Annotated in this window: 9 protein-coding genes; 3 read left to right on the forward strand and 6 right to left on the reverse strand. The window is 60.7% G+C overall.

Features of this window, described 5'->3' with window-relative positions; genetic code table 11:
• Positions 1 to 60 precede the first annotated feature (60 nt).
• Positions 61 to 639, forward strand: a complete 579-nt coding sequence (locus GSQ88_RS08180) for an invasion associated locus B family protein (RefSeq protein ID WP_159006944.1) — start codon at positions 61 to 63, stop codon at positions 637 to 639.
• Positions 640 to 730: 91 nt separating this feature from the next.
• Here GSQ88_RS08180 and GSQ88_RS08185 read toward each other — a convergent pair whose 3' ends face one another.
• Positions 731 to 1,549, reverse strand: coding sequence for an NAD-dependent epimerase/dehydratase family protein (locus GSQ88_RS08185; RefSeq protein WP_159006946.1), 819 nt, complete (start codon positions 1,547 to 1,549; stop codon positions 731 to 733).
• A 147-nt stretch (positions 1,550 to 1,696) separates the two neighbouring features.
• Between GSQ88_RS08185 and GSQ88_RS08190 the strand changes: the two genes are divergently transcribed.
• On the forward strand, positions 1,697 to 2,665 hold the full coding sequence (locus GSQ88_RS08190) for an SMP-30/gluconolactonase/LRE family protein (protein ID WP_159006947.1): 969 nt from the start codon (positions 1,697 to 1,699) through the stop codon (positions 2,663 to 2,665).
• A 237-nt stretch (positions 2,666 to 2,902) separates the two neighbouring features.
• Here the strand turns inward: GSQ88_RS08190 and GSQ88_RS08195 are convergent, their stop codons facing one another.
• Positions 2,903 to 4,333 carry an aldehyde dehydrogenase family protein gene (locus GSQ88_RS08195; protein WP_159006949.1) on the reverse strand — a complete coding sequence of 477 codons (1,431 nt, stop codon included), beginning with the start codon at positions 4,331 to 4,333 and terminating at the stop codon, positions 2,903 to 2,905.
• A gap of 298 nt (positions 4,334 to 4,631) precedes the next feature.
• The gene (locus tag GSQ88_RS08200) at positions 4,632 to 6,998 is read right to left on the reverse strand and encodes a thiamine pyrophosphate-binding protein (RefSeq protein ID WP_159006951.1); all 2,367 of its coding nucleotides are present in this window, start codon (positions 6,996 to 6,998) and stop codon (positions 4,632 to 4,634) included.
• Positions 6,999 to 7,135: 137 nt separating this feature from the next.
• Between GSQ88_RS08200 and GSQ88_RS08205 the strand changes: the two genes are divergently transcribed.
• Positions 7,136 to 7,597, forward strand: a complete 462-nt coding sequence (locus GSQ88_RS08205; RefSeq protein ID WP_159006953.1) for an Lrp/AsnC family transcriptional regulator — start codon at positions 7,136 to 7,138, stop codon at positions 7,595 to 7,597.
• 215 nt (positions 7,598 to 7,812) lie between these two features.
• Here the strand turns inward: GSQ88_RS08205 and GSQ88_RS08210 are convergent, their stop codons facing one another.
• The 3 genes from GSQ88_RS08210 to GSQ88_RS08220 form a co-directional block, all read right to left on the reverse strand.
• The gene (locus tag GSQ88_RS08210) at positions 7,813 to 9,390 is read right to left on the reverse strand and encodes a metallophosphoesterase (RefSeq protein ID WP_159006955.1); all 1,578 of its coding nucleotides are present in this window, start codon (positions 9,388 to 9,390) and stop codon (positions 7,813 to 7,815) included.
• A 15-nt stretch (positions 9,391 to 9,405) separates the two neighbouring features.
• Positions 9,406 to 12,123 carry a hypothetical protein gene (locus tag GSQ88_RS08215; RefSeq protein WP_159006957.1) on the reverse strand — a complete coding sequence of 906 codons (2,718 nt, stop codon included), beginning with the start codon at positions 12,121 to 12,123 and terminating at the stop codon, positions 9,406 to 9,408.
• 116 nt (positions 12,124 to 12,239) lie between these two features.
• The gene (locus GSQ88_RS08220; RefSeq protein WP_159007336.1) at positions 12,240 to 13,091 is read right to left on the reverse strand and encodes a LysR family transcriptional regulator; all 852 of its coding nucleotides are present in this window, start codon (positions 13,089 to 13,091) and stop codon (positions 12,240 to 12,242) included.
• Positions 13,092 to 13,175 lie beyond the last annotated feature (84 nt).

Consider the following 13,175-nt stretch of genomic DNA (forward strand, 5'->3'; position numbering starts at 1 on the left):
GGACTTTTCCGCCGCATTTACTCGTCAGGGTAGAGCCTTGCGATTGCGAGGGACTAGCCCATGAAACGCGTGCCTGTGTTGTCTTTGTTGATTTTGACGTATTTGGCATTTGATGGGAGCGCGCTTAAGGCCGCCAACGATCCCAGAGCCACGCAACTTACGTATGAGTCTTGGATCAAGGCATGTATCGCTGCAACCTGTTTCGTCTCAGCAGGGGCGCGGGGAGCATGTAATCCTTCCGGTGGTGTCATTTCAATCGTAACGGACGAAAAAGGCGTGAGCCTGTCCACCACTTTCGGAACAAAGGGCACACTTGAAGGCGCGATCAGTGCCCAGATCGATCAAGGCGAAACGATCCTGATTCCAAATCCGCAATGCACCGGGCTTGCTTGTTACGGCAAAACGCTAGTCGACAGCGGGTTGAGCGACCGCCTGAAGAAATCGCAAACAATCACCGTCGAGGCCACGGATTCCGCCCATCAAAAAATCAACCTTGTTTTTTCCCTCTCCGATTTTGCCAAGGCCTATGACGGACCCGCAGCCCCATTGCCCAAAGTTTTTGAAGAGACTAGCGAAAAACTGACAGAGGAACTGGCGAGGCGAGCGGAAGAACAAAAGAAGCTTGAATGTAAGGAGTAGAGACCCAGCCTGGAATCCATAACTCCTGCAGGGAGTATGGATTCCGGGCCTGCGCGGCAAGTGCCGCGCATCCCGGAATGACGAATCGTTACTATTTCCAGTTCACGATTTTGCTGGCGTCGCCATCGAACTCCATGCCGCAAAACGCGCCGCCCTGGTAGAAATCGCCGACCGGATCGGGGCCGATCTTGGCCTGCTCGGCCATCGCATGCTCGCGAAAATCCTCTGCCCTGCCCGTCGGACGATAGCCGAGGTCGTAGGCGCGGTGATTGTCCCACCAGGAGCGCTCGTTATACGACGCGCCGTAAAACACCTCGAAATGGATGTCGGGATGATCGAGCCCGATACGGCACAATTGCACCAGATCTTCCGGCTTGAGCCAGATCGCCAGCCGCCGGTGATCCAGCGGCTTGTCGCCGAAATTGCCGATCCGGATGCAGGTGACGCCCAAGCCGTGCTTGTCGGCGTAGAGCGCGCCGACCGCCTCGCCGAACACCTTGCTGACGCCATAGCGGCTGTCCGGCCGCGGCTGCACGTCGGTTCCGATCCGGTGATGGCGTGGATAAAAGCCGACCGCGTGGTTCGAGGACGCGAATACGATGCGCTTGACGCCCTGCTTGCGCGCCGCCTCGAACAGATTGTAGCAGCCGATGATGTTGGATTGCAGGATGTTGTCCCAGGGACCCTCGACCGAAAACCCGCCGAAATGCAGGATGCCGTCAACGCCCTCGCAGATCGCCTCGACCTGCGCGAGGTCGGACAAATCGGCCGCCTTGAATTTTTCGTTGGCACCGAGATCGGCGGGCGCCTTGAGGTCACTCAGCAGCAGGTCCGGATAGATCGGCGGCAGCAATTGGCGCAGGCTCGTGCCGATTCCCCCGGAAGCGCCGGTCATCAATATGCGTGGCATTTCATCCCTCTTGCGTGTGACTTGAAGCGAGTATGGCGCGGCGTCGGCGATGCGGCAAGCGACCCTGTAAAAGCAGATTTGCGGTCATCGGTCGACAATGATAGCACACCGAACCGCGAGGAAATCTGGCAACAACGAGAACAGCAAATGTCCAACGCAACGTCCCATTCGGCCGGCTGGCAGCCGGCCAGTCATTATCCCGATCCGGCCATTCACGCATTCGATCCGCGGTTCGAAAAATACTGGCTCAAATTATCGGCCGTGGAGCGGCTGACCACCGGCTTGCGCTGGGCGGAGGGCCCGGTATGGGTCGGCGACGGTCGCTATTTGTTGTGCAGCGATATTCCCAATCACCGCATCATCAAGTGGGAAGAGGAGACCGGCGCGGTCAGCATCTACCGCAAGCCGTCGAATTTCGCCAACGGCAACACCCGCGACCGCCACGGACGCTTGATTACCTGCGAGCACGGCGGCCGCCGCGTCACCCGCACCGAATATGACGGCTCGATCACCGTGATCATGGACTCCTTCGACGGCAAACGGCTGAATGCCCCGAATGACGTGGTGGTGAAGTCCGACGGCTCGATCTGGTTCACCGATCCGGTCTTCGGACTGCTCGGCAATTACGAAGGCTACAAGGCCGAATCCGAAATCGACATGAATGTCTACCGGGTCGACGGCGAGACCGGCAAGTCGACCATCGTCGCCGAAGGCATTTTAGGCCCTAATGGGCTGTGCTTTTCGCCGGACGAAAAGATCCTCTACATCGTGGAATCAAGGGGCGAGCCCACGCGCAAGATCCTGGCCTATGACGTCGCGCCCGGCGGCAAGACCATTGCCAACAAGCGGGTGTTCATCGATGCCGGTCCGGGCACGCCGGATGGCATGCGCTGCGACATCGACGGCAATCTGTGGTGCGGCTGGGGCATGGGCGATCCCGAACTCGACGGCGTCGTGGTCTATGCGCCCGATGGCGTCATGATCGGCCGGATCGCGCTTCCCGAGCGCTGCGCCAATGTCTGCTTCGGCGGATTGAAGCGCAACCGGCTGTTCATGGCCGCGAGCCAGTCGATCTACGCGCTGTATGTGAACACGCAGGGCGCGCTGGGGGGATAGGCGCGCCCTCATCCGAGATAAGCACGCCGTCATCCTGAGAGCTGAAGCTATATCTCGGCCGTCATCCTGAGGAGCGGCCGCTTGGCCGCGTCTCGAAGGATGGCAACACGTGCGGCCATCCTTCGAGACGCCGCGCAAGGGCGCGGCTCCTCAGGATGACGGCTGCAACTCACAAAAACAAAACGCCGGAGCGGAAAATCATCCCGCTCCGGCGCTTTTGATTCAAACGCTTTGCGATTACGCGGCGTTGAAGCCGGCGATCGCCTTGACCTCGAGGAACTCCTCGAAGCCGTATTTGCCCCATTCGCGGCCGTTGCCGGACTGCTTGTAGCCACCGAACGGCGCGGTGCGGTCGTTGGGCACGCCCTGCAGATTGACGTTGCCGGCGCGAATCTTGCGACCGACCCGGCGCGCGCTCTCGACCGTATCGGCGGAGACGTAACCGGCCAGACCGTAAGGCGTATCGTTGGCGATCCTAACTGCGTCCTCTTCGTCCTTGGCGCCTATCACCACAAGCACCGGCCCGAAGATTTCCTCGCGCGCGATGGTCATGTTCTCGGTGACATCGGCAAAGATCGTCGGACGAACGTAGAAGCCCTTGTTGACGCCTTCCGGCAGGCCGGGGCCGCCGGCCACCAAGGTGGCGCCTTCCTGGATGCCCTTCTGGATCAGGCCCTGGATCTTGTCCCACTGGCCGCGGTTGACGACCGGACCGATGGTGGTGCCTTCGGCGCGGGGATCGCCGGCCTTGGTCTTGTCGGCGACGCCCTTGGCGATCGCGGCCACTTCCTTCATCTTCGACAGCGGCACGATCATCCGCGACGGTGCGTTGCACGACTGTCCCGAATTATTGAACATGTGCATCACGCCACCGGTGACCGCCTTGGTGAGGTCGGCGCCTTCGAGGATAATGTTCGGCGACTTGCCGCCCAACTCCTGGCTGACGCGCTTGACGGTCGGTGCGGCGCGCTTGGCCACATCGATGCCGGCGCGGGTCGAGCCGGTGAACGAGATCATGTCGATGTCCGGGTGCTCGCTCATCGCGGCGCCGACTTCAGGGCCGAGACCGTTGACGAGGTTGAACACGCCCTTCGGCACGCCGGCTTCATGGAGGATTTCCGCGAAGATCAAGGCCGAGGTCGGGGTGAATTCGCTCGGCTTGAGGATCATGGTGCAGCCGGCAGCGAGCGCGGGCGCAACCTTGCAGGCGATCTGGTTCAGCGGCCAGTTCCACGGCGTGATCATGCCGACGACGCCGACCGGCTCGCGCACCACGGTGGCGGTGCCGACCTGCTCTTCAAAGTGATAGTTCTTGAGAACGTCGAGGGTGGCCATGATATGGCCGAGACCGGCGCCGGCCTGCAGCTTCTCCGCCATCGGCAGCGGCGCGCCCATCTCGTCGGACACCGAAGCGCCGATATCCTTGATGCGGGTCTTATAGATGTCGATTACCTTGGTGAGCAGCGCGATGCGTTCCTCGCGAGAGGTCTGCGAGTAGGTCTCGAAGGCGCGCTTGGCGGCGGCGACCGCCTTGTCGACGTCGGCCTTGGAGCCGAGCGCAATCTCGTACATCGGCTCTTCGGTCGCCGGGTTGACGACGGGTGTGGACTTCTTGACGGCGGGATCGACCCAGGCGCCATCGATGTAGAATTGCAGGCGATTGACCATCGTAAACCTCTTGATTTCGGGCGATTGGTGGGGGGGAACAGATCGTTCGGCAGGCATCCTTGCACGAAAACCCGGCAAATTGAACCCGCCATATGCGGGCCACTGCACTGCAGCGCACGCTGGATATAAGGCCGCCGGTATCAGGGGCGCAAGGCGGTCGCTCGCCATTCGGTCGTCGTCCCGGCGCAGGCCGGGACCCAGACGCCGTGTCGTATCGTTATGGCACTGTGGCGGATGCCTTCCGCGACCATCAGCACCGGGGTTAATGGATCCCGGCCTGCGCCGGGACGACGGAAACTCACACCGCCATTTTGCGGTGCCGCACCGGGGCGCCGGCGGTGAGGCTTTCGGCCGCATCGATGATGGCGTTGGCGTCGAGGCCGTAATGGCGATAGAGGTCGTCGATGGTGCCGGTCTGCCCAAAGTGCTCGACGCCGAGCGCCTCGACCCGATGCCCGCAGACGCTGCCGAGCCAGCCCAAGGCCGCCGGATGGCCGTCGATCACGGTGACGATGCCGCAATCGCGCGGCAGCGGCGCCAGCAACTTCTCGATATGGCTGAGGTGCGCCACCCCGCGGCGGTCGCGGCGCAATTGCCGCGCCGCGGTCCAGCCCGCATGTAGCCGGTCCGCCGAGGTCACCGCCAGCAGGCCGATGTCGCGACGGCTTTCGCCGATCAGGCCGATCGCCTCGATCGCTTCAGCTGCCACCGCACCAGTATAGGCGATCACGGCTTCGGCATTGGGTCCGGGCTTGCGCAACCAATAGGCGCCGTCGGTGATACCCTTTTGCAATTCGGGCGTCATGATCCGCTGCGGCTGCTCGAGGCTGCGGGTCGAGAGCCTTAAATAAACCGATCCGCCCTCGCCGGCGTCGCGCTGCATGTGCTGGAATCCCCAGGCCATGATCACGGCGAGTTCATCGACAAAGGCCGGCTCGAACGAGGCGAGCCCATCCTGCGCGATGCCGATCAGCGGCGTCGCGATCGATTGATGCGCGCCGCCTTCCGGCGCCAGCGAGATGCCCGACGGGGTCGCCACCACCATGAAACGCGCATCCTGATAGCAGGCATAGTTCATCGCATCGAGGCCGCGCTGGATGAAGGGATCGTACAGCGTGCCGATCGGCAGCAGCCGCGCGCCGTTGATTGAATGCGACAGCCCGAGTGCCGAGAGCATGATGAACAGGTTCATCTCGGCGATGCCGAGTTCGAGGTGCTGGCCCTTTGGCGAATAATCCCAGTTGAAAGTCGAGGGGATCTTCTCCTGCCGAAACAGATCGTGGTTCTCCGCCTTGGCAAACAGCCCGCGGCGGTTGACCCAGCCGCCAAGATTGGTCGACACCGTGACGTCGGGCGAAGTCGTGACGATGCGCGACGCCAGTTCGGTATTCTCGCGCGCCAGTTCGTTGAGCACGAGGCCAAACCCCTGCTGCGTCGACATCTGCGGCGCCGGTTTGAAGGCAAGCCGCTCCGGCACCTCGATCAAGGGGGCGGTCAGGCGACGGCGACCTTCGCGGTTGAACGGCGCCTGCGCCAGGAACGCTTCGAGTTCCGCCGGGTCCTGCGCCAGTCCCTCGAATTTCTCCCACTCGTGACCAGGGCGGATGTTCTGGCTGCTGCGCCATTTTTCCATCTGCGTCACCGTCATCAGGCCGGCATGATTGTCCTTGTGGCCCTGCATCGGCAGGCCGACGCCTTTGATGGTGTAAGCGATGAAGCAGACCGGGCGGTCATGGTCGATCGACTCAAAGGCGTCGATCATGCTGACCATGTCGTGGCCACCGAGGTTCGACATCAGCGCCAGCAACTCGTCGTCGCTGCGGCGGTCGATCAATTGCGTGACCTGGCCCTGATCACCGATATCGTCGTGCAGATGTTTCCGGAACGCAGCACCGCCCTGAAAGCACAGCGCCGCGTACATCTGGTTCGGGCAATTGTCGATCCAGGCCTTCAGCGCCTCACCGCCAGGTTCGGCGAACGCCGCGCGCATCAAGCGGCCGTATTTCACGATCACCACATCCCAACCAAAGTTGCGGAACATGGATTCGAATTTCTCCCACAGACCCTCGCGCACCACCGCATCCAGGCTCTGCCGGTTGTAGTCGACCACCCACCAGGTGTTGCGCAGGCCGTGCTTCCAGCCCTCGAGCAGCGCCTCGAAGATATTGCCCTCGTCCATCTCGGCATCGCCGACCAGCGCGATCATGCGGCCCTCGGGCCGGTCCTTCATCCAGCCATGCGCCTTGACGTAATCCTGCACCAGCGAGGCGAACAAGGTCTGCGCGACGCCGAGACCGACCGAGCCGGTGGAGAAATCGACGTCGTCGGTATCCTTGGTGCGCGACGGATAGGACTGCGCGCCTTTAAAACCGCGAAAATTTTCCAGCTTGTCGCGGGTCTGGTGCCCGAACAGATACTGGATGGCGTGAAACACCGGGCTCGCATGCGGCTTCACCGCGACGCGGTCTTCCGGCCGCAGCACCGAGAAGTACAAGGCCGACATGATGTTGGCGAGCGAGGCCGACGACGCCTGATGTCCGCCGACCTTGAGGCCGTCGACATTGGGCCGGATATGGTTGGCGTGGTGGATGGTCCACGACGACAGCCACAGCACTTTGCGGGCCAGCGCGGACAACAGCTCCAGACGTGCGGATTCGGCGGGCATGAGGGTGCTCCGGACAGGGTGGTCTGACCCTGATTTTAGCGGGGCCGAGGGCGCTAGAAATCTCAAATAATCGCGACATACCGGCGATTATTGGGATAAATTACCACTCAGAGGCCAAAACCCGAGAGTTCATCCCAATGCACACGCTTGATACCATCGACCGCAAGATTCTCAGCCTGCTGCAATCCGACAGCCGCACCACCATGGCGGAGCTGGCCGACAAGGTCGGCCTGTCGGTGTCGCCCTGCCACCGCCGGGTCAAGCTGATGGAGGAGCGCGGCGTGATCACGCGCTACATCGCCACCGTCGACCAGAAATCGCTCGGACTTCACGTCAGCGTCTTCATCTCGATCAAACTGGCGCGGCAGAAGGAAGAAGACCTCAATCGCTTCGCCAAGGCGATCTCGAAATGGGACGAGGTGCTGGAGTGCTACCTGATGACCGGCAACCGCGACTACCTGCTGCGCGTCGTCGCCGCCGACCTGTCGTCGTATGAGGCGTTCTTGAAAAACAAACTGACGAGGCTCGACGGCATCGCCTCGATCGAGTCGAGTTTTGCGCTGAGCCAGGTGAAATACTCGATCGCGCTGCCGGTTTGATTCTCACTCTCCCGCGGAGGGGCCCGAGACGAGCGAAGCTCGTTCGTGGGTCGGCTCGCATGACCGCAGCGAAATGCGAGACGCGTAGGGTGGAAATATTCCGGCAAACAGGCTGGACAGGCAAATCAGCCGATCGAGCGACGGCGCAGCCGACTACTGCAAGTTCACGTCCAGGAAAAGCGCCCATTCCCGCAGAGTTCCTGGCGCCGGCCCTGTTAACGGCATCGCGGATCATCGGGTGCCGTGAGAACGCCCGTGCCATCCTCCGGCATGTACCAGGCTTGCGTCTTGGGAACCGGAATCTGTCCAATCGCTACCGCAGGCACGGTCACGGCCGTGTAGCATGGCGGCAATTCGTCCAGGCTCATGGTCCGTAAAGCTTCTTGTGGCGTACGGCCATCAAGGCGCTTCAGGAAGCCCGGCTCATCAATCAATCGCTGGAATGCACCGGTATTGGCAACCGTCACAGTGACAGGCGTTCCTTCGAGATCGACACGCCATGGCTCTTCAAACTGATGGGTGTGGCCATAAATGAAAACCCGCATCGATTTGTAGGTCGCCTGACGATCGGCGAGATGCTTTGCCATCACCTTGCTCTTGGAAGAGAGAAAATGCTCGGCGATGCTTCCGAGCTGGAGATTCCAGCAAATATGATCTTTCTCGTATACGGCGATCATATCGCAAAGCTGCTGTACTTCCGCATCCGGGAGGTTTTGTTTGTCGTTTGCCAGTTTGGTCAATTCCGATTTGATCGCCTGAGCATCCGGGTCGTCCTTCTCCAACTGCAACCTGAGAGGATCGTCCTTTGGCAGCGCGTACAAGAAGAGCATTGCACCCTTCTCGCGTCCCATCGCCAGGTCCCAGTCGACCTTGCCGGCGGGCGGCTTACCAAGCATGACTGACTTCTGTCGCAACGACGTCTCCAGCAAATTGAAGGTCAGCAATCTGGCGACGTCGGAGGCTGATCCCCAGAGTCCGCGATCTGCAGCACGATACCGTGCGCCCGCGGTCTCCGGGCTAAGATTGTCGATGATCGAATATGTCTTCTCCTGGCTATTGAACAATCGCTGGACGAACAACTCTCCCCATGGGCGGACAATGTAGTCCTTGCCATCGACATGGCGCGAAATTGTCGGCCACGTTGCATACTTGTTCACATCCTGGCCGATCTGGTTTCCGTGCTCGGCCACAATCCGGCCGTCGCTTGAAACCCACACACCATCCGTCACGAGGTTGATGCGGCCACTGTCGGCGTTCAGTGCCGTACCCAAAGGCTTCCATACCGCGCCGTACCGCAGAGTCGAATCGTGGTTGCCGACGATGATGTGGAGCCGATTTTCGCCGCGTTCCGCAAATGCACGCAATATGCCTATGTCCTCGGCGTGCTCGGACACCACTTTCCCGACCAGCGCAGCCATTTCGTCGATACTGCACCCAAGATCGGCGCTAACCCCATCGCATTTGATCTCGGCCGGTGGCTGCCAGAGTTCAAGAAAGTCGCCGACGATCACCAAGTCCACACGCTGCCCGCCGTCCTGCGCAATCTTGTTCAGAAATCCCTCAAGCGCCTTTGGCCAGCGGAAATCTTCGGTTGGATCCCAACCGCCTGCCGGTTCCTTGCCGACGCCAAAATGCAAGTCGCTGATGAACACGCTATATCGCGCCGAAGTCGCGGGCGACTGATAGGGAACCTGCGCCACCATCGGCGATGGACTTCCATCATCGGCCCGCACTGCCATCGGACCGGCCAGGATCATAACGACGATGAAAGTTGCGATGCGGGAAAAACTCATATGGCACCTGCAAAGCTAGGGTTGCGGAGCACACAATTTGATGGCGGGATTGCCGAGCAGAACATATTCGAGGCCAAGCTCGCCATATTCTCCATCGGTCTTGTCCTTGAACTTCTGCGCCGTTCGCGCGATCGCCCTGTCGAACACTTGAAGGATGGTGGGGGGTGGCTTGTTTGGCGACGTTTCCGCAACGACCTCGGCGAATGAGCTGGCAAAGACCACGCCATAGCCGGCGTCGATCGTGAACGGTGAAGCGATCAATGTATCGATTCCTTGCTCGTTCAGCCTCTGCAGTAAGGCTGCATTCCTGCCCTTCGCGGATGCAGCAGAACAAGCGGCAAAAATCCCCACGCTTCCCGGAGGGAAATTCTTCGCGATGTCCTGCGGCATGATGTGGTCGGTCGATTGCCCAAACCACATGACGCCTTCGTCCTGATGGGCCAGCACAACCAAACCGACCGCAGGGGGCGATGTGCTCACCAACGGAACAGGCGGATCGGCCGCGGCCGCGAGGTACTCCCGCAACTTTTTTATGTCCAAAATTCGCGCTCCCGGAAGTTTGGCTGGAAAGAAACCAGGCGGCATGATCGTGTCGGACACGTTTTCGAGTCCATCCGGAACTGCGAACATCCAATCGCCGATACACTTGTCCCGGGATGGATAACGCTCCAGCGCCATCGGCTGGACAACGATGATCGGCCGATCAAGTACCGCGCCGTCGCCCTTCGCACCGAGAATTCCGAGCGGAACATATATGCTGCGGTTCTGGCCGCCGGCGATGTCCGAGGCGACACGCACGACGACAACGGGCGAGCCTTGGGCTTCCCGCACGATAGCCTTGAACGCCGCCAGCGCGTTTTTGGCGTCCGCCTCCGTTGAATTCCCTGGCTTCGTCGCAAAAAGAACCTTTGAAAGTTCCTGAGCCACACGCACATAGCTTCCGGGCTTCTTGTCGGCCGAATCCTTGCGAGCCTGCAAAATCTCGTTCTGGAAGTAATCGGTCGTCAGGAACTCCACGACGCTCGACGCAGTCTGCCACCCGTAAACAGATTGGTTCTTTCCCGGCCGGCCGTCGACAAAGACGGCCATGCTGTACGAATAAAAATCAAAGATATGAAGCGCTGCAGACGCGGTGGTAGATGCGCCAGAACCTTCCATTCCGAGCGATACTTCGCGCAACGAGTCTAACCCGCCCGATAGCGCATTAGCTTGCTTCGGATCGGCGCTGTCACATACGGGCGCCGACGTACTGGTCTCACCTATCGACACACGCTGCACCAGGTGATCGAGTGGGACAAGTCCCTTGAAGATTGCGAACGCGATCGTCGCACAGCCTTTCGACTCCGCCGTGACTGTGACCTGGATGCTGCCCGCGTTGCCCTGCTTCGAAAGCTCATCGATGATGATGGAGCCATCGTGATATTGCTTTGCCGCTTCCGTATTCGGTTGGCGCAATTTCCGAAGATCGACCTTCATCAAATAGGAATCCTTGCCATCCGCCAATCGCAATCCCGACCCTTCCGGTACCATCGGCTTGATGTTCAGGATTATCTCGGGCGTGCTGAGGTCGTTGATCGTGGCCTCGAATGCCCTGTCGACCTTTGCTCCCGAAGACTCCGGCTTGGCGCGAAGCGCCGCATAATCGAACGCGGCGACATCCAGCGTGAGGGTATAGGTGCTGTTTGCAATCAAGTTGTTCGAGGCCGGTCCGGTACCGCCGACAAACCAGCTATTCCAGTAGGCCGACGTGTTGAGCGGCTGTATTGTCTCTGCTGTCGCAGTGGGTACTTGAGGTAGAGGAAAATTGGGACCGACGGGCTTTGGTCCCGACAAATCACCCGGTCCGACCGGCGATCCCGGCAGCGCGATATCAATCGGGAATTCGAAGGGATTTGAACTCTTCGGTATCCGTGGCGCGACGATTACAAGCTCGCCAGAAGGCGCGATGGTTGCAAGCTCACCAGAATCAGTGAACAAACCGCCTAATGTACCGGGCGTTGCCAGCTTGCCGATAACCGGCCCTGCTCCGAGGTGGATCGATGGCACCCTCACAGACGGCGCAGCGATAACCACATTGCTATTCGAAGAGGAGGACGGCAACGCGAGCCGCCCTTGTGCGAACCTACCCGAGGTCGGAGCGACCGGCGGCTGTATCGACAAGTCTGGCAGCCGACTGATGTTCGCGCCAGCCTTGCTTTCGGGCAACGGAAGGCCGTGGGATGGCGGTGCAGAAACGGTCGGGCCAGGTTGAGGTGGCCCGGGCGACAATGGAGTGGAAGGCTTCGTTACGACATCCGGCAGCGCCGGTCGCTGCGGCGGAGCACCCAGGACCACTTTGGTCTCTCGCGGCAGCTTGAATACAACGCTTGATTCAAGGATAGGCAGCAAAACGGCCGGCAGCAGTAGGCATGCGCCGGCGACAAGGCACAATCCAACCGCAGCACCCAAGGCAATCCAGCGTCGGTCGTACCAACCAGAGCGGAGGACGATCGGCACCACCAGGGCAAGGTGCAGGACTAACGACAGTGCGAAGAAACCTGGAGAAAACGCGAGACCGAACAGGTCCAGCACAAAGCTTTCGGACGCGACCAATGCCACGCAAGCAAAAACGCAACCTGTCCCTATAAGGACGGCCCTCAAAGGAGATACCGACGGTCGCGCTTCGATGGCCCGGCTGTCCGACACGGTGAACTCGCAATAAATAAAGCAAAAAATAATTTGGGAGACTGGCACAGGAAACTCGAACCGTCTACCTCTACGTGTAATCGATCGTTCGAACCAGCGTATCGACGTCGAGCACGCTTCAGCCGCGAACGAGCACTTAGCCCATGTAGATCACCCGCCCCCGCTCAATTCGCCAATCGCTCGATCACGAGATCGAGCAGCGCGCGCAATCGCGCCAGGCGTTTCAGGTCGCGGTGATAGCCGACATAGGTGTTGCGGCCTGGCGGGGGTTCGCCGAGGTCGATGCGCTTGACGCCGGCGAGACCATCGCCGAGCGGCCGCGGCAACACCGCGACGCCGGCCCCGAGCGCGCACATTTGCGCCTGCACGTCGCGATTATTGCTGCGGGACGCGACATGCGCCTTGGGCAATACCCGTTGCAGCCAGACGCTGTCGGGGATGCCACCGAACGCGGTGTCCATCGTGATCAGTGGCGTGCCCGCACCATCGCCAAGGCGCGGCGATTTGAGGCCCGACTTGAGATAGACGCCGTATTCGATGTGCATCAGTCTTCGCGAGATCACTTCCGGCTCGCGGAACGGCGTGATCCGGAAGGCGAGATCGGCCTCACGCCGCGGCAGGCTGTAGAGCCTGGCATCGGTGAGCAATTCGACCACGACGCGCGGTTGCAGCCTGGCGAATTCGGCAAACACCGGCGTCAGCATGTGGATGCCGAACCAGTCGGATGAGGCAATGCGAAGCGTGCCGTCGAGATGCTGGTCGTGGCTGGCCAACTGGCGCTGGACGGCCAGCACCTCCTCCTCGATCCGCTCGGCATGCGACAGCACCGCCGATCCCTCATCGGTCAGCACGAAGCCGCCATCGGTGCGCTGGAACAGCGTCTGGCCTACCGCCTGTTCGAGCGCGCGCAACCGCCGGCCCATGGTCGGCTGGCTCTGCCCGAGCTTGCGCGCGGCCGCCCCCAGGGTGCCTTCGCGCGCCACCGCGAGGAATATCCGCAAATCGCTCCATTCCATCGAAATCGTCATCCATTCAATTTTGAATGGATTTTGTACACTCTTGTCGATTTCAAAACAAACTACACCAGCCTAATTGGAGGG

The sequence above is a fragment of the Bradyrhizobium sp. S69 genome (assembly GCF_009766005.1).
In the GTDB taxonomy this organism is placed as follows: Bacteria; Pseudomonadota; Alphaproteobacteria; order Rhizobiales; family Xanthobacteraceae; genus Bradyrhizobium.

Excerpts from the sequence above, each read along its gene's own strand:
- GSQ88_RS08220 (WP_159007336.1), bottom strand. The coding sequence starts at position 13,091 with ATGGAATGGAGCGATTTGCGGATATTCCTCGCGGTGGCGCGCGAAGGC.
- GSQ88_RS08180 (WP_159006944.1), top strand. The coding sequence starts at position 61 with ATGAAACGCGTGCCTGTGTTGTCTTTGTTGATTTTGACGTATTTGGCA.
- GSQ88_RS08185 (WP_159006946.1), bottom strand. The coding sequence starts at position 1,549 with ATGCCACGCATATTGATGACCGGCGCTTCCGGGGGAATCGGCACGAGC.
- GSQ88_RS08205 (WP_159006953.1), top strand. The coding sequence starts at position 7,136 with ATGCACACGCTTGATACCATCGACCGCAAGATTCTCAGCCTGCTGCAA.
- GSQ88_RS08195 (WP_159006949.1), bottom strand. The coding sequence starts at position 4,333 with ATGGTCAATCGCCTGCAATTCTACATCGATGGCGCCTGGGTCGATCCC.
- GSQ88_RS08190 (WP_159006947.1), top strand. The coding sequence starts at position 1,697 with ATGTCCAACGCAACGTCCCATTCGGCCGGCTGGCAGCCGGCCAGTCAT.
- GSQ88_RS08210 (WP_159006955.1), bottom strand. The coding sequence starts at position 9,390 with ATGAGTTTTTCCCGCATCGCAACTTTCATCGTCGTTATGATCCTGGCC.
- GSQ88_RS08200 (WP_159006951.1), bottom strand. The coding sequence starts at position 6,998 with ATGCCCGCCGAATCCGCACGTCTGGAGCTGTTGTCCGCGCTGGCCCGC.